At 61.8% G+C, this 17,720-nt stretch carries 9 protein-coding genes and 1 pseudogene; 2 read left to right on the top strand and 8 right to left on the bottom strand.

The genetic code is table 11. The annotated features are described in order from the left end of the window. Positions 1 to 5: 5 nt before the first annotated feature. Entirely contained in the window at positions 6 to 2,783 is a 2,778-nt protein-coding gene (locus tag PSH84_RS07885; protein WP_305482526.1) for a hybrid sensor histidine kinase/response regulator, read from the top strand. Between the two features lie 27 nt (positions 2,784 to 2,810). Here PSH84_RS07885 and PSH84_RS07880 read toward each other — a convergent pair whose 3' ends face one another. From PSH84_RS07880 to PSH84_RS07870, 3 genes are all read right to left on the bottom strand, one after another. Then, positions 2,811 to 3,488 (bottom strand): hypothetical protein, encoded by a 678-nt coding sequence (locus PSH84_RS07880; RefSeq protein ID WP_305482525.1) that lies wholly within the window; start codon positions 3,486 to 3,488, stop codon positions 2,811 to 2,813. Next, positions 3,485 to 4,192: a hypothetical protein gene (locus PSH84_RS07875; protein ID WP_122567242.1), complete on the bottom strand. Its 708-nt coding sequence runs from the start codon at positions 4,190 to 4,192 to the stop codon at positions 3,485 to 3,487. The genes PSH84_RS07880 and PSH84_RS07875 overlap by 4 nt, the downstream gene beginning before the upstream one ends. 64 nt (positions 4,193 to 4,256) lie before the next feature. Next, the gene (locus PSH84_RS07870; RefSeq protein WP_305482523.1) at positions 4,257 to 5,066 is read right to left on the bottom strand and encodes a hypothetical protein; all 810 of its coding nucleotides are present in this window, start codon (positions 5,064 to 5,066) and stop codon (positions 4,257 to 4,259) included. A gap of 234 nt (positions 5,067 to 5,300) precedes the next feature. On the opposite strand from PSH84_RS07870, the gene PSH84_RS07865 reads away from it, so the two are divergent. Next, positions 5,301 to 5,897 carry a MarC family protein gene (locus PSH84_RS07865; RefSeq protein ID WP_003186248.1) on the top strand — a complete coding sequence of 199 codons (597 nt, stop codon included), beginning with the start codon at positions 5,301 to 5,303 and terminating at the stop codon, positions 5,895 to 5,897. A gap of 12 nt (positions 5,898 to 5,909) precedes the next feature. Here the strand turns inward: PSH84_RS07865 and PSH84_RS07860 are convergent, their stop codons facing one another. The 5 genes and pseudogenes from PSH84_RS07860 to cobG form a co-directional block, all read right to left on the bottom strand. Continuing rightward, the gene (locus tag PSH84_RS07860; RefSeq protein WP_305482521.1) at positions 5,910 to 12,965 is read right to left on the bottom strand and encodes a TcdA/TcdB pore-forming domain-containing protein; all 7,056 of its coding nucleotides are present in this window, start codon (positions 12,963 to 12,965) and stop codon (positions 5,910 to 5,912) included. Between the two features lie 381 nt (positions 12,966 to 13,346). Continuing rightward, positions 13,347 to 15,044, bottom strand: a complete 1,698-nt coding sequence (gene cobJ, locus PSH84_RS07855; protein WP_305482519.1) for a precorrin-3B C(17)-methyltransferase — start codon at positions 15,042 to 15,044, stop codon at positions 13,347 to 13,349. Beyond that, positions 15,044 to 15,775, bottom strand: a complete 732-nt coding sequence (locus PSH84_RS07850) for a precorrin-2 C(20)-methyltransferase (protein ID WP_018608198.1) — start codon at positions 15,773 to 15,775, stop codon at positions 15,044 to 15,046. Before PSH84_RS07850 ends, cobJ begins: the two co-directional genes overlap by 1 nt. Next, the gene (locus PSH84_RS07845; RefSeq protein WP_003197389.1) at positions 15,775 to 16,401 is read right to left on the bottom strand and encodes a precorrin-8X methylmutase; all 627 of its coding nucleotides are present in this window, start codon (positions 16,399 to 16,401) and stop codon (positions 15,775 to 15,777) included. The genes PSH84_RS07850 and PSH84_RS07845 overlap by 1 nt, the downstream gene beginning before the upstream one ends. Then, positions 16,394 to 17,715, bottom strand: a pseudogene (gene cobG / locus PSH84_RS07840) (precorrin-3B synthase). Before cobG ends, PSH84_RS07845 begins: the two are co-directional and overlap by 8 nt. Between the last annotated feature and the right edge of the window lie 5 nt (positions 17,716 to 17,720).

Below are 17,720 nucleotides of genomic sequence, written 5' to 3'. Positions count from 1 at the left end.
TCGCCGTGCGCTGGCTCAGGATTGCCATAGGCTTTACCGTCACCCTGCTGACGCTGCTCTGCATGCTCCCGGCCCAGGCCGCGCCAGGCAGTGGTTGGGCGGTATTGCTCGACGAACAGGGCGACCTGACGCTGAGTGATATCCGCTCTGCCCGCTACACCAATCAATTCAGCCCCATCGACCTGGACCGCCTCAAGGCCGCCGAGCCCGGCGGTGCATTGTGGCTGCGTTTTCGCCTGGCCCCGGACAGGCACGAACAAATCCTGCGCATCTTCGCCCCCGACCTGTCACGCCTGAACCTCTATGTGCTGGACGGCGATACCCTGGTCGAGCAACAAGTCAGCGGCAATGCCACGCCGCATACCGAACCGGCAGTGCCCAGCAGCGACTTCATGTTGCCGCTGCCGCGCAGCGATAAATCGCTGGACGTCTACCTTCGACTGGCCTCGCGCCACGAACTGCGCCCCTACGTCACCCTGCAATCGGCCGTCGCAGCGGCAGCCGATCAGAACCAGACGCTGGTCTACGGGCTGCTGTTCGGCTGCATCGCCATGCTGATCCTGCACAACCTCACCCGCTACGCCTATACCCGTTCACGCAGTTGCCTGTGGCTGGCCGCCTGTGAAGGGCTGTTGATGCTCAGCCTGGCGCTGTTGCTGAACCTGGCTGGGCCCTGGCTGCCCGACTGGCCGTCGGTGCAGACGCCCGGGGCCTACCTGGCGCTGCTGCTGACGGCGCCCTGCGGCCTGATGTTCGCCTACCGCTTCTTCGCGCCCCTGGGGCCGCACCCGTTGAACCGACTGCTGCTGGGGGACATTGTGTTCGTCATGCTGTGCAGCCTGCTGCTGTTGTTCGTCAACACGCTGCCACTCAATATCATGACCTACGCCCTGGTGGCCCTGGCCGGCCTGAGCATGCTGTTCGTCAGCGCCTGGCACTGGCAAAAGGGCTACCGCCCGGCCCGGCTGTTCGTCGCGGCCATGGTGGTCTTCAACCTGGGCACGCTGATCATTCTTCCGGCACTGCAAGGGCTCACGGAAGTCCCGCCCCAGGGCTTGATCATTACCTTGCTGATCTTCATCTGTATCAGTGGCCTGTTGATGAGTGTCGCCCTGGGCGAGCGCCAGCGCTCGATCAACGAAAGCCGGTTCAGCATCAGCCGCGACCTGGCGGCGAGTAATGCCGAGATCAATGCCAAGGCCGAGTTCCTGGCCAAGATCAGCCACGAGATCCGCACCCCGATGAACGGCGTGCTGGGCATGACCGAGCTGCTGCTGGGCACGCCGTTGTCGGTCAAGCAGCGCGACTACGTGCAGACGATCCACAGCGCCGGCAATGAACTGCTGACCCTGATCAACGAGATCCTCGACATTTCCCGGCTCGAATCCGGGCAGATCGAACTGGACGACGTGCAGTTCGACCTCAATGCCCTGATCGAGGATTGCCTGAGCATCTTCCGCGCCAAGGCCGAACAGCAGAATGTCGAGCTGATCAGTTTCATCCAGCCCCAGGTGCCGCGGGTGATCAGCGGTGACCCGACGCGGCTGCGCCAGGCACTGATGAGCCTGCTGGAAAACGCCCTGAAGAAGACCGACGAGGGCGAAGTGCTGATCGTCGTGGCCCTCGACGAGCGCAGCCATCAGCCACGCCTGCGCATCGCCGTGCAGGACAGCGGGACGCCGATGGACGCCGAAGAGCGGGACACGCTGATGCACGCCGAGCTGCACAGCAAGAATTTCCTCTCGGCCACGCGCCTGGGGGGCAACCTGGGGCTGGTCATCGCTCGTCAGTTGATCATCTTGATGCACGGGGAATTCGGTATCAAAAGCGGCAACAACCAGGGCAGTACCTTGTGGCTGACCTTGCCGCTGGACCCAGATCGCCTCGAACACCCGACGTCCGACCTCGATGGCCCGCTGCAAGGGGCACGGGTGCTGATCGTCGATGACAACGACACCTGCCGCAAAGTGCTGGTGCAACAGTGCAGTGCCTGGGGCCTGAACGTCAGTGCGGTGCCCTCGGGCAAGGAAGCCCTGGCGCTGCTGCGGACCAAGGCGCATCTGCGGGATTATTTCGACGTGGTGTTGCTGGACCAGAACATGCCCGGCATGACCGGCATGCAACTGGCGGCCAAGATCAAGGAAGACCCGAGCCTGAACCACGACATCCTGTTGATCATGCTCACCGGCATCAGCAACGCGCCGAGCAAGATCGTGGCGCGCAACAGCGGGGTCAAGCGCATCCTCGCCAAACCGGTGGCCGGCTATACCCTCAAGACCACCCTGGCGGACGAGCTGAACCAGCGTAACCGGGGCCAGGCGGCAAACGTGCAGGTAAACGCCGGCCCGCCCATCGCGGTGAAGGTGCCGAGCGATTTCCGCATCCTGGTGGCCGAGGACAACAGCATTTCCACCAAGGTCATCCGCGGCATGCTCGGCAAGCTCAACCTGCAACCCGACACCGCCAGCAACGGCGAGGAAGCCCTCAAGGCCATGAAGGAGCAGCGCTACGATCTGGTCTTGATGGACTGCGAAATGCCGATCCTCGACGGGTTTTCCGCCACCCAGCAGCTGCGAGCCTGGGAAATGGGTAACCAGCGCACCCGCACCCCCGTGGTGGCGCTCACCGCGCACATCCTGGCCGAGCATAAGGAGCGCGCCCGTCAGGCCGGGATGGACGGGCACATGGCCAAGCCGGTGGAGCTGTCGCAACTGCGCGAGCTGATCGAACACTGGGTGGCCCAGCGCGATCAGCAGAACAAGACCGCGGCGCATTCGTCCTAGCGACGTGCGCTGACGTCCGAAGCCTGTTCAACATTTCAACGCATGAATATTGCGGGTGGTTTCGGCAATAACCGCAGCCAGGACTTTTTCCCGGTATGTTGCGTAATGCAGCGTGTTGAACGTCACGACCGCCATTTCTTCAAGGCTGGTCTGCACAACCTGTTCGATCGGCCAAAAGAGAAAGGTCGAGACGGTTTTACGAAGGCTGAATTGCTTGTGGTAAAGAGCGACTTCTATTCGCCCAGGCGATTTCGGCAGGCAGGGAGTTATCTGGAAGAACGCCGAGTCATGCTGCAGGCTTGCCCGCTCGAATACCTCAAGGGCTTTTGGATTTCGCTCCAGGGCGCCAATCGACTCAGTCGCCGGCCGCGCAAAGCGTTCATCGAAGGCCTGGGATAGTTGCCGGGAAATACTCTCGGCCATTGACCCCTCGCCCGCCTGCCCAGGCCTGAGAGAACGCGCCGAATCCCATCCCAGGTACCTGAGCGTGTTCCTGTAGTAGCTGAACCAGCTGCCCACCAAACCGTCCTGATAAGCCAACCTCGTTGCCATCTGCGCGTACAGGTTACTCAGGCAGATGTCTTCGCGATCCTGAGGGGACAGCCGCTGGTCGAACGACAAAAGGCTTGAACCCACGACGGCAGCCGTCGTGGCATCGCGGCTGTGAAACAAGCGCTCGCCAGCCTGCAGGCGCTCAATATTCATAGCGCGCCCTCCCGTTCAACGTTGCCGGAAATATCAAAGACATGCTTCGTCGGCTTATCCCCAAGCTTTTGCACAATCGCACCGCGAAGAGGGTCGTAAAGCTCTTTCGATAAGTTGACCTGGAAGCATCTGGACTGAAGATTACCCACCACATTGGCGACAGACAGGCACTGCCCAAGCGGGTTGGAAATAGCCGATTGCGTGGTCTCATAGCTCAGGGAAACGCTGCTCAGCAAGGGGCCTTGCCCGGCCAGGATCACTTGCAGGCAGACCCTGCCAACGGCCTCTGACGATGGTACGACCTCCTTGCGCTTGCAGGTCTGGTCGCGCAACTGCTCGATGGCCGGCAGGGTATCGGGCAATTGCGCGACACGGTTCAACAGGCGAGTGACTTCATCGGCGACCGTGCGATCAACATACTCTCCCAGTCGATGCCCTAACCAATGTGCCGCAGTGACGTTGGATTGCTCATCGAGTGTGAAGTTGTTCCACGCCACAGCCTTTTGCAACCAGCCGTTCTTCAAGACGTCACGGTACTCGTCATACCATATTTGCGTCTGGGCATAAGCCGGATACTTTTTATTGGCGACCAACTGCGCAAACAATACCGAATCCAATACATCGCTTTTTTCCTGCCCTGTCATATCCCGCGGCAAGACCAAAACAACACCGGCGTTAATAAAAACCGAATAACGATCATTCATTGCAATCACCTCATTCTTTTCAGGGTTGGCGACTACGTTGTAGTCGCCAGGTGGCTATACAAGATCAGAGTTCGTACGCTTCGATTTTTTTCTGTGCGCGATCGCCGAGTTTCTGGATAATAGATTCGCGGGTTTTGTTAATAATGGCCGGCACCATGGTCATATGACTTTCACCGCGATACAGATCGACCGAACTGCTGTCCCAATTAACAAACAGGACTTGAGTCTGGTTCGTGCGCTTGATGAAACGCACGGCCCCCAGCGCCATGATGACTTCACCATGGGGTGTCTCGTGACAGGCGGCGACACCAAACCCTCCCGTGCCAGACTCCTGGATGTTCTGGTCGAACACCCGAAGCGGCCTGTCACGGGTTTGCAAGGCCGCGATGGCATCAGTGGCGACCTTGAGCATCAGCAGTGACGTAGGCCCGGGAACCGCGGCTGCCGTCATCGCCGACCCCAGGATCTTCAGCACCAGTTGATCCATCGTGAAACTTTTGCCCGAGGCGGCAACCGAGTCGTAGTACATCTGCAGGATCGCCCAGCCGCAAGTCTGCATCACCTCCAGGAAAAGTTCATACCACTCCTTGCCTTGGTCATCCCGTGGGAATTGCTTGCTAGCCACCAACGACGCAAACAGATAAGTGTGCTGGATATCCGCCTGGCTTTGTTCGGACATTCCCGAAACAAAGGCCAGGATACCGTCCCCCACCACTGAAGCACGATCCGGTTTTTCCGGATAGCCCGCCATCTCGGCAGAACGGATAACATTAATACGTGGCGAGAATTCAAACTGTTCCGGCGCAATATCATAAGCATTCAAGCGCTCAAGGCGATCAGCCAGGGTTAAAACAGAACCATATTTAGCGTTCATAATACTTCCTTGTTTAATCAAGATCCTCCATGGATCCGAGACACAAACTTACGCAACCGATTTCACAACAACAAGCGCGCAACTGTAACCGTAAATAATCGACCTCAACTACTTACCCTTACATGTAATGAAGTGGCGTCTCCCTGTACTTGCATCTCTCCCTTGCCACGAGCCGACAGACACCCCGACGCCTGATAGACTCCACGTCAAATTCATTCGTCGCGAGCCTCAACCATGCTCCATGTGCTGTTCAGCGTTTACCTGAAGATGCTGGTGCTCTACAGCCCCTTCTTCGTTCTGTCCTGCTTTATCGGCCTGACTCGCGGCTATTCACGCAAGGAACAACGCCGCCTGGCCTGGAAGGTCGCAACGGCGACGCTGGTCTCCAGCGTGTTGCTGTATCTGTTCGGACGGGTGATTTTCAGCGTGTTCGGCATCACCGTGGATGCGTTCCGTATCGGCGCCGGCAGCGTGCTGTTCATTTCGGCCCTGGGCATGGCTCAGGGCAAGTCGGCCGTGCAGACCGACAACGTGCAGCAGGACGTGACCATCGTCCCGCTGACCATTCCCTTGACCGTCGGCCCCGGCACTATCGGCGCCCTGCTGGTGATGGGCGTGAGCCAGCCGCACTGGGACGACAAACTCATGGCCATCATCAGCATCGCCCTGGCGAGCTTCACCGTCGGCGTCGTGCTTTACCTGTCCAGCCGCATCGAACGGATCCTCGGCGACCAGGGCCTGCAGATCGTCAGCCGCCTGATGGGGCTGTTTGTCTGCGCCCTGGCGGCGCAGATCATTTTTACCGGGGTGAAGGGCTACCTGGTGCCGTAAAAGGGAGGCGGCTTATTCTGCAAGCGACGCTGGTGCCAGCAGCTCTTTCAGGGTTGCACTGCCAGTCGCACCCAGACCCTTTAACCGCGCCACGAACGTCGATACCGGGCGCGATTGCGCAGCGTTGAAGCCCAGGCCTATTTCACCGCGCAAGACCGGATCGACGGAACACACATCACGCAGGATCAAGCAGCGTTCACTGTCCGGATCGACAATGACCAGGTGCGCCTGGACGATCTCGAACAGGAGTTTTCCAGGCTCATCGAATGCCCAGATCAACGTGCTCGCCGTGGCGGGTGTTTCACCCAAGGCAGGACGACAGTCGACAATGACCGACTCCAGCTTCAGCCACACCGCCTTCGTCAAATGGCAGGTCTCCACGCCCTGGCCCATGCGCAGGATCAACCGGTTGACCTCATCGGGAATCAGCGGCAAGAGATCGCGGCCGATCTTCTCCCCCTCGACCACCAGCACCTGAGCGTTGCGCTGGACGTAATCGAACGGCCCGATGCTGCGCTTGTCCGGATAGATCAGCACCCGCCCAGCCTGGTGCTCGTGCAGCAGCACGTTCACCTGGGCTTGAGTGCCTAGCAAGGTAAAGTCCTCGGGCAAGTTCTTGCCGGTGACCCGCAGCAGCCGGGCACTTTGCACGTCGTACCATTGCAGGCTTCCGGGCTCGGACTCCACCGAGACGAACTCGGTATGTTGCGCCGCGTCCAGCAATCGCTGGAGGGCTTCGACCAAGTGATCCCCTTGGGCGCTCACCCAGGCGTGGTTGACCCCGGTGATGGTCGCCGTTTCCTGATGACGCAGCGCCAGCGACACACCGTCCACGCTGATGCCACGCAATCCAGTGCCTTCGGGGGTGACATCGGCGAACCGCCAGCCCGTCCACTCGCGCTGATAAGCTGGCAGGCTGGCGCCCGGCAACAGTTGCGAGCCGGCGCCGAATACCTGATCGAGTTGCTGCGGATCGAAGAATGCCTGGCTCACGACTTCACCGCTCGACCGATCGAACAGCCAGACCGACTGATTGTCCGGCGTCACGCCGAGCAAGCGCACTTCCTTGTCGAACCCCGGATCGCACAACAACAATCGGTGCTTCACGTACCAGGCACAGAGGTTGCCGTCACCGGCGGCATTGCGCAGGCCGGCAATGGCGAAATCCTTGTCCGGGTAACCCTTGGCCAGCGGCTCCAGCGCCTGCCACCATCGGGCACGGCCCTTGAGCCAGTGCTCACTCACGCCGGCAAACTGCAACGTCCCTTGCGCCGCCAGGTTGAAAAACAGCCCGTTTTCATCGAGCGTCACGTAGCCCCCTTCGACAGCCAGGATCTGCTTGAGTCCGTCGGGCTGCACCCAGCGATGCGTCCATTGCGCCTTGCCGTCCTTCACGCTGCGTTGCAGCCGGCAGAGCGTTTGGTTGGGGGTGACGCGCTGGTAGACGAAGAACACATCGCTGTCATCGGCCATCGGCAAGAGCATCAGGCCGTCCAGGTGCTTGATCGAATCGTCCCAGCCACGGGCATGATGCTTGGCCGGTTGTGCAAGGATCAGCTGACGATCACGACGGCGGACCCACGCCATGTCTCGGACATCGGGCGCAATCGCCCAGCAGATCGAAACATACGGCGCCGGCTGCCAATCGACGGTGGTGAGCCCATTGTCCGAAGGACCGGAGGGCAGTCGCAAAAAGTTGCCGAGCACGGACGACCACTCAGCCAGGGTATCGTTGGCCAACAGCAGCGCTTGCAACTGCGGCGCCGTATCGTAGGTGACGGAACTCAACCACAATTGCCCGTCATGAATCAGGTAGCGGTATTGCCGGACGGTTTTATTCTCGACGAGGTATTCCTGCACCACATGAATCACGCCCTGGGCGTCCGCCTCGACGCTGCGAATGGTGCTTTGGCCATCCTGGATGAGTAACAGGTAACGGCGCTTGAGCAGGCCCGTGGCGCAGTCCGTTTGCCAGATCTGCAATTGCTCCGGGTCGTGGAAATACGCAGAGCCCTCCAGGACCACCGACAGCTGCGGTTCGCCGAGCACTTCCAAGTCGTCGCGAATGTAGAGGAAGCGGTCTTCGTGGGCGTCATACCAGGCCGTGGTGTAGCGCGGTAGCCGGGCATCCTCGAACGGGATCTGGAAACGCTGGACCGGCGTATACGGCAGCGCCAATCGATGCTCCCGCGCCAGCTCCTTGTAGCGGTCAAGCAGCGCCTGCTCGTCGAGCCCCGCGGGCGCCGTCTGCTCGACCAGGTCCAGTTGCTGTTTGCCTTGGGTGACGCTGAACAACTGCTCGGCCGTGCGGATCAGCACTTCCTGGCGGCCGACACGGGTGACATGGACGCTGCCGATGTACAGCTCGCCGGAAGGCTCAACCCGGATATCACGCTCCTTGGCCCAGGTTGCCTGCAACACCCAGCGGCAATACGTCTGGTTCGGAGCGACAAGCCGTATGTCGGCCCCGGGATTGAGCATCACGGTACAGCGCCCGCCCGCGCCCCTGAGCCAATAGAACACCTTTCCTTGCCAGGCATCCGGCAGGACGGGAACCACCAGTGTGCGCTCCAGCGCATCCAGGTTCACCTTGATGACCGTATCGCCATACACCGGGCTCAGGCGATTGAGGATGTAGTCGGAAGGAAACGAATAGAACGAGAACAGAAACAACCAGGTGCCGTCCGCTTGCTTTTTCTCCAGCCGCCGGGCCGTGTCGAAACCGCGATCATGGCGCCAGCGGGCGAAGGGCAGCGCCTTGTATTCATAGCCGTACGTGGTTTGTGGCGTGCAGGGCAGCACGATGGGTTGGCCAGCGGGCGGCGCGAACCCGACCTGCCCGGGCAACCCTAGCTCCCGGCGAATATCGATGGTCCGCTCGTCATCAGGATCGAAGCTCGGCACACCGAAATGATCGCGCAGCGGGTACAGCTTCGGGCTGTCGAGCAGCAGCGTCCCCTCGTTCAGGTCGATGCTTTTGACCAGCAGTGACGGCCGTGCCACCCATGCGGCCAGCGAGTGATCGTAGTGGTAGCCGTCACCACGGTAGGCCTGCTCCAGGTCGGAGAAAAACTGGCCGACTTGCCGTGCCTCGCGGGCGATGGTGGCAAACCCCTGGGCCAGGGCTGCGACCCCGACGGCCAATCCACCGAGCATCACCCCCACGCCGCCGAGCACCGCCGCCGCGGTCGATGCCCCGGCCAACCCCGCCCCGACGCCGCCCGCCGTCAAGGCCAGGCTGGCAGAGTCGAAGGTCAGTTGGGTGCCGAACTGCGCGGTCTCGATGCCGGTTTGCGCAGTCTTCAGTTGATAGATATCGAAGCCGACATTGGCCAGCCCCAACACCGCGCCGGCGCCCTCGTTGGCCGCATGTCCCAGGGCCTGGCCGACAATCGGCGCGCACGTGCGGGCGATCAGCCGTTCTTCCGTCAGCGCGGTGCGGGCCAACTGCACCAGGCCCGCCACGTCCACGACATTGCCGTGCACCAACTGCGCATAGTTGACGTACGCGTGCAGGCGCACCGCGGTGGTCAGCGTTCGGTCATCCCCTTCCCGGCCGCGCAAGACATTCATCAAGGCCTGGATGGTGAAACCGGCATTGAGGGTATGAACACTGCTGGCCTCGGTCGGGTCCAGGACACCAGCCGTTTCCACGGGTTTGCGCGCCAGGGTCGAAAACTGTTCCGACAGCCAGTTCTTGATCCGCAACAGGCGCTGATCGTCGCTGAGCACCTGAACCGGCTGTTGCGGTTGCGCGGGATCGATCAGGCTCACCCGGTATTTACCTTCAGGCGTGATTTCCAGCGTGTCGAACAAGGGCACCAGCGGCGTCGCCGAGTCATGCAAATCCTGCAAAGCGACCGTTGCCTGGGCGATCTGCTGGCCCCACCAGTGGCTATCCAGCTCGAGCAAACTGCTGCCCAGGTGTGAGTTGTCCACCAGGGATCTGCCGTGGGCACTGTTCAGCCGCTGGCGAATCGCGAGCGCCGGTTTTCCGGGCAACGGGTCGGGCTTGAGCAGGTGCTCCACGGTGAACCCGTCAGCCAGTTCCAAGCCGGCGATCTTTTGGCTGTGCAGATCAATCAGATCGAATTCCGGTCGAGCGTCAGGGCCATAGGCGGCGTAGTAGCGAGCCATGCCCTCGGTCCGAAAAAACGTCTCCAGCGCCCGTTGCAGCCCATCCGCATGGTCGAACTTGCACAGGCCGAAGTTGGGGTCGAAAAAATGATAGGCGGCACGTTCTCCGCTGACGGTCTTGGCCACCAGCATCGAATGGTTGTCCGAGTTGAGCATCAGCGTACGGGGGCCAGTGTGTATCTCGAGCGTGGCCCTGACCTGATCCAGGTTCGCCTGCCCCAGACGCGTTCCGACATCCGTCATCGGTACGTCCCGCAGCGCTTCCAGGGTTTGCAGGAAGGCTTGGGAATCGGCTTGCCCGGGGTCGAGCACCGCGAGGAAGAAACGCTCGCGCAAGTGCCCGGAGGACGCATCGCCCTGGGCAAGCGCTGCGCTCATCACCAACGCCAACGGATAGCAGCGCCCGCCAATGGCCTCGCCATCACCGTTGAGCAGCAAATCCTGGGGGACCATTTGCACACCGGCATGACCGAATCCGTCCAACACTTGCGCGGAGCGTTCGACGACCTGGAGACGGTGCTCCAGGGTCGCCACTTTCTGGATCCGCGCGACATGACGGCCCCACTGAAGCAGCGTCCGCGCCTGTTTCAAGGCGGTTTTCTTCAGCTCCAGCGCGCTGTCGGACGGCAGCGGGGTATCCGCCGGATCGCTCACCAGGCCGTTCATGAACCCTGCCGCCTTGCGCTTGAACAATTGCCGCTCGATGACCGCGTAACGGCCGGACACACCCTGTTCGGCAACGCTGTTGGCCAGGTTCTCCAGCTCACTGGTGGAAGCGTTGAAGCGCGGGTTATCCAAGGTGTCCAAACCGAGCAACACGCCCAGTGACAACCTTTGCACAGGGCTGACCTCAATGACGCGCCGGGTACCGCTGGCGATCTCGTTCAGCACGTCGTCAATCCCCAGGCTTTGCATCTTGGCATCGCTCAGGAACACCGGCACCAGCGTATCGGGCGCCTGGCGCCGGATACGCTGGCGATCATCGAAACTCAGCGGCAACGGTTTGTCGAAACGGATTTCACCGTCATGGCCCTGGCTCATCGCCTCGAGGAACGGCTCACCGAGCCCCTCGACCAATCGTTCCAGCACATCGGTCAGCAGCACCGCCCGCCCCTCGATCAGCGGCCAGCCCTGTTGGAACTCCACGGTCGAATGCTTGAGCAACTGCGTGATGTCGCCGCTGTAGCGCGTGCGGTACTGACCTTCACGCCAGCGTGCCTGCTCATTGGCGACCCATTTTTCGGGTTGGTTGCCATTTTCTTTCCAGGAGTGGTCCTGCTCTTCTTCGGTGGCGCTGTTCACCGTCAGGTGGGGGGCGATGCCCGCCTCCTCGCGCAAGGTCTTGGCAACTGCCGTGCTCAAGTGCGCGTTCGCGTAGTCGGCCATGCCGTCGCGCATGGCACCGGGGCCCGTCAGATGGACGGTGCCTTCGCTCTCAAAGCGAATGCCGTCGCCGAAGTGGGTGGCCACGGCCGATATTCGCGCGATAGCCCTGAGCACTTCACCCATCGGCAGGCGGCTCAGCGGTCCATCGGTTTGTTCGAAGATTTCTTCCACCAGCCCCAACATGCCAGCAACGTCGCTCAGGGCAACATCGCGCTGGGCGGCCAGTTGGACCGACGCTTCAATCAGCGCGTAGTTGGAGCGCATACGATCAATCACGCTTTTAAGAATCCCGGCGCCCGGATGGGCCATCAGAAAGGCATTGGATAACGACAGCTCCATGCTCAAGGCCCGTAGCGCGAAAGGCCGGGCCAGCCGCTCCGCCGGCAGCTCGAAGACCTCGCTCAAGCTTGGCCGGCTTCGCGCGAACGCTTCCAGTGCCGGAAGGTGCTCGGCAGGTATATGCACACGATAACGGGAGGAGGCCTGGCGACCCGGCATCCATTCGGGGTTCTCGTTCAGCAGCAATTGCAGAGTGCCCAGACGGGCATCGTAGTCAAAACCGCTGATGTCGACGCCGCCCAGGGTCGCCGATAACGGCGGAAGGTGGTCGATATCGGTATAACTGCCACCTTCGGCGTACAGGACTTCCGCGCGCACCACATCCGATGCCGCCGCCATATTGCCGAGCAAGCGCATCTCCCGGTCATAGACCTCCTGCAACTGCAGCGAAACCGCACCAGCGGCAAGATCACGCAACGTGAAGCCGTCCATGTCCAGGACAGTGCGCCGATTGCGTTCCAACTGTTGGCGCAGCACTTGCGCATCCTGACCGTAGGCGCGGGTCAATAAATCGATCCGGGCCTCATCGGCGGATCCGCCATTCGCCACCGCGGCATTGATATGGGCCTGCATCTGTTGTTTCAGAACAAGGGCATGTTCGTTGTACAGGGCACCCAACTCGACTTCGGTAATACGCTCATCCGGGTCTTGTAAAAAAACATTGGCCTTGGCGGCCTCGACAATAAGCTTATTGGTTTGCCAAGCCAGTAATGCATCGCTGTCATACCAGAGATTGAGGGTATAACCTTGTCGGGCCAACACCTCTCGCCATACAGTGAGGTAATCGCGCTGAATATCGCCAAGGCCACCGCCGAGCCAGACGAAGTGAAACGTCTTAGGTACTTGCGTGGGCAACTTTTTCATCTGCTCGGTACTGAACTGAAGGCGCGCTTCATGCTGTTCGACTCTGTCGTATATCTGCGGCAGGTCAATCCCGGCACCGGCAGGACTGGAGATATGCGTATCCTGGCTGCGCTTGACCCTGCGCTTGCCCACCAGCTTGGCGAGCGTCTGCTTCAAGAGCCCTAATGGCTCGAGCAGCCTGTGGGAATCCGGCATGCCGATACAGGCAAAGTAATAACGGATGACCGTGTCGTAGTGCTCAGTGTTCTTGTAAGGCAACAGTGCCCGGTCGAGGTCGGCCAGTTTGAAAAGGCTGATGAAACCGACCGAGCTGTCGCCGGTCTTGATGTTCGCTTCCTGCATAAAAAGATACTCCTTGGCCTGTTCCGCCACATAAAGAACAGGCACATAAAAACGCCGCCACCAGAAGGTGTTTTGGCGAGCTGTTATTCAACTAATATTTTGCAACTTGGCGATCTCTGAACGTTTCGCCAAACACTGACAAGCGCACACCGACAACTTATCAGGCATGCAAACTAACGTTTAAAATCCAGCAACTCAAACAGGAAGGCTTTCAATGCATTTCAAAGGAGAAACAAGACTACAACTTGCTATTTTATTTATACGGACGACAACTAAAGTGAAAAAATCGAGAGCGCAATTCTGAAGCCCATATTCATCCTGTGGCGAGGGAGCAAGCTCCCTCGCCACGCTAACTCCCCCAGCCCAGAACAGGGTCGCGGTTCAGGCAGGTTTGGCCCCATACCAACGAGGCGTGTACACCCAGCTCCCACCGGATGCGCGCGGGAACATGCAGGTGGTGGAAGAACCGATCAGCACCATGGTGCGCATGTCGACCTGCTCCGGGGTCAGTTGCCCCAACGTAGTGACACGCAAGGTCTGGCCCGGGCGGCCGATATCACGCCCCAACACCACCGGCGTCTCCGGCGTTCGATGCCGGGCGACGACCTCCAGCGCACGTCCCAATTGCCACGGTCGCGCACGGGAAATCGGATTGTAGAAGGCCAATGCCAGGTCGGCTTCGGCAGCCAGGTCCAGGCGTTTTTCGATGATCGACCAGGGCTTGAGATTGTCCGACAGCGACATCACGCAGAAGTCATGCCCCAACGGCGCACCGGCCTGGGCAGCGGTGGCAAGGGAGGCGGACACGCCGGGCAGGATCTCCAGGTCAACCTGATGCCAGGCTGGGTCGCTGGAGTCGTGCAGCGCTTCGAGCACCGCCGCCGCCATGGCGAAGACACCTGGGTCGCCGGATGACACCACGATCACCGAACGGCCTTGGGCAGCCAGTTCAAAGGCGTGGCGAGCGCGCTGCATTTCTTCGCGGTTGTCGGTGCAGTGCAGCACTTGATCGTCGCGAAACGGACCGGCCATGCGCACATAGGTTTCGTACCCGAGCACATCGGTGGCTCGCGCCAGTTCGGCTTTCACCGCCGGGACCATCAACTCGGCCGCGCCCGGTCCCAGGCCGATCACCGCCAGGCGTCCACGCGGACGACCGATCCGGGCCACCTCCAAGGGCTGCGCGGCGACGGCGATGGCCAGGTTGTCCGTCGTCGAAAGGAGGGTCGCCGCCGGCACCGAATCGCGGGCCAAGGTGGCGGCATCGCCGGTCGCCGCCACAAAGCGCAGCGCCACCCCGAACTCCAACGCGGCTTCACGCAAGGCCGTGCTGGCCATCAGCGTCTCCGCCGCCACCAGGCACGCCAGGCTCGCAATCGCCACGTTGGCTTGCTGCAACGCTGCACGAACAGCGCTTGGCAAATCAGCCACCTCGGCGCTCACCACCACCGCGACACTGCGCGGATAAATCAGCAGCTCATGGGCACTCGCCTCACGTTCGGCATGGCCAACGTGGATCGTGCGTCGGGCTTGCGGATCTTGCGGCAACTGCGCCTGATCCAGCCACGGTGCTGCGCCTTCGATGCGCACCGATTCACCGGCCAACAGGTCGGAGACGAAGCGCTTGCCTTGCTCCAGGTCGCCAAGGCTGTAGCCGCTAGGCGGGTTGAGCAGGCAGGTGCCAAAACGCAATTCGCCGCTGGTGGTGATCGCCGGCGCGACATGCAGCGTGGCCGCGATGTCCCGGGCCATGCCATTCACCCCGCCCAGGCCGCCCAACAGCGGCACCACGGCGCTGCCGTCCTCGGCCACTGCCAGCACCGGCGGCTCGGCGCCTTTTTCCAGCAACAGCGGCGCCAGGGTACGGATGACAATACCCGCCGCGCACAGGGCGATGATCGGGGTGTCCTGTTGATAAAGTTCGCGCAATGTCGCGCCGAACTCAAGGTATTGCCGATCCCCCTCGACCCGCCCGGCCAGGCCGTGGATCAGGGCTTCGGGATAGCGCTGCTGGATCCGTCGCGCCGTTGCCAGGCTGCCGGGGCCGAGGATGACGATGGCCGGCGTCTTGGCGGCCATCAACCCTGCCACCGTTCGCCCGGCACGATGATCAGCGAGAAGTACGGCGACGACATCGGCTCGACTTCATCCAACGGCACGATTTTCTGGTTGGCCATGGTCGCTCGCTCGACGTACAGCGCCCGCCCATCCATGCCCAGTTCCTGAAGCACTTGGCGAACCTTGGGAAAATTGCGTCCCAGCTTCATGATCACCGCCGCATCGGCATCGGCCAGGCGCCGCTTGAGATCGTCATGGGGCAAGACGCCGGAGAGCACCGACAGGCTCTGGTTGCGATAGACCAGCGGTGCACCGAGCACCGAAGCGCCGCCCAGCATCGAGCACACGCCGGGAATGACTTGGGCCTCATAGCGCTCGGCCAGGCGATCGTGCAGGTACATGTAGGAGCCGTAGAAGAACGGGTCGCCCTCGCAGATCACCGCCACGTCGCGACCGGCATCCAGGTGCACGGCCAACTGTTCGGCGGCGGTGTCGTAGAAATCGGCGATCACCTGCTCGTAGGACAGCGGCGCAGGCAGCGCTTCGGTGGTGACCGGGTAGACCAGTGGCAGCAACGTCTGCGCGTCCTGCAAATGGGCCTCGATGATACCGAAGGCATTGCCCTTCTTGCCCTTGGCGACGAAGTACGCCACCACGGGCGATTCGCGCAGCAGGCGCAGAGCCTTGACCGTAATCAGTTCCGGGTCACCGGGGCCCACGCCGAGGCCGATCAGACGTCCAGGCTGCTGCATCATTCAATCTCCGTGGCGAGGGCGTTGACGGCGGCGGCGGCCATGGCGCTGCCGCCCAGGCGGCCTTGCATGATCACGAATGGCACGCCACGGCTGTTGGCCGCCAGCATCGCCTTGGACTCGGCGGCGCCGACGAAGCCCACCGGGAAACCGAGGATCAATGCCGGTTTCGGCGCGCCGGCATCGAGCATTTCCAACAGGTAGAACAGCGCGGTCGGTGCGTTGCCGATGACCACGACGCTGCCCTCAAGGTGTGGGCGCCACAACTCCAGCGCAGCGGCCGAACGGGTGTTGCCCAGTTCAAGGGCCAATGCCGGCACGCTTTCGTCGCGCAAGGTGCAGATCACCGGATTGTTGGCCGGCAGGCGAGCCCGGGTCACGCCTTCGGAGACCATCCGCGCATCGCACAGGATCGGCGCGCCGGCAGCCAGCGCCTGGCGCCCAGCCGTGCCCGCGCCCTCGGAAAACTGCAAGCCATCGATGGCCTCGACCATGCCGCAGGCGTGGATCACCCGCACCGCGAGTTTCTCCAAGTCGGCCGGAATGCGCGCCAGGTTGGCTTCGGCGCGGATGATCGCGAAGGAGTTGCGATAGATCTCCTGACCGTCGCGGATGTAATCAAGCATCAAGGGGGCTCCGGGGGCGAGCGTCGAGCCAGTGGCCGAGCGCTTCAATAGTCAGATTGTGTGCCTGCAACGCGCCGAAACCCGGCAGCGTGGCATCGCGAAAATACAGGTTGTAACGACCGGGGGCGACCGCCAGCAAGGTGGCAGGCGCGACATGGGCCGCCGCGCAGGAACGCGGGCAGCCCGACAGATGAACCTTCAGGGTTTGGCCCTCGCGCTGCAACTGCTCGGCCAGTTGGCGGGCGTCGGCCTTGGTGTCGGCCAGGGCTTTGCCGCAGCCACTGGAACCGGTGCAGGCGATGAGTTGCGCCAGGGGTTGGTCGACCGAAACCAGCAGGCCCAGCGTTTGGAGCTGCGCCAGCACTTCGTCGGCATCCTCGATGCACACGTTGGGCAGCAACAGGCTTTGCCAAGGCGTGAAACGAAGGCTGCCGTCGCCCTTCTCCCGTGCCAACTGCGCCGCCTCCCGCAGCATGACCGCATCGAGCCGGCCAAGGGGCGCTGCGGCGCCGACGTAGACACGATCGTCGTGCTGGGGATGGACGCCGATGTGCAGTCCGTCGTTGGACATATCCCGCTGCCAATCCAGGCAAGCTTGCAGCGGCACGCGACGGGTCAACTGGGCCATGAATTCATCCATGGGGATTTCAGCCAGCAAATGGCGCATGCGGATCTGGTCCGGGCGGGCCAGGTCGAGGAACAGCTCCAGCACCGCTACCACCAAGGCATGCCCCTGGGCCAGGGGCACCCTGCCTGCCGGTTCATCCAGCGGGGTGCCGGCCAAGCCGAAGGCCAGCCAGGGCTCGCCGTCATGGACAAGGGCCGAGAGCCACAGGTCGTGGTGATGTTCGAGCATCGCCATGGCTTCACCGCCGTCCAGTTGCACGGCGAACTTGGCCGACAGTTCATGGAAACGTTCATGGGTTTGCAGGGTGACGAGGATCTGCTCGGCCAATGGACGGGTGTCGAACAGCATCTGCCGATCGATCCCGGCCGCGGGGCTGAGCATCAGATTGCGCACGTCATCGCCAGTCGGGGTTCGAGGCCCAAGCCCGGCGGCCAGCAATTGTTCGATCAACGCAGCGTGTTCGAGGCCAATGCCGCGGACTTGCAGGTTGCCACGGTTGGTCGCCTCGATCACGCCCCCGGCAAACCGCTCGGCGGCCGACGCCACGGCTTCGGCCTGATCCGCCTTGGATGGCCCCGCCATCGAGCTTGATCCGACAGATCCCACCGTCCAACGCCTGGACAACACGCAGCAACCCCGGGCAACCCGAAGGGCGGATGACGTTGGAGGATGGACGTTTCGTTCAAGGGAT

This window comes from Pseudomonas beijingensis (genome assembly GCF_030687295.1).
GTDB classification, from domain to species: domain Bacteria; phylum Pseudomonadota; class Gammaproteobacteria; order Pseudomonadales; family Pseudomonadaceae; genus Aquipseudomonas; species Aquipseudomonas beijingensis.
The sequence above is the reverse complement of the archived record's forward strand: the minus strand, read 5'-3'. Positions and strand labels throughout refer to the sequence as shown.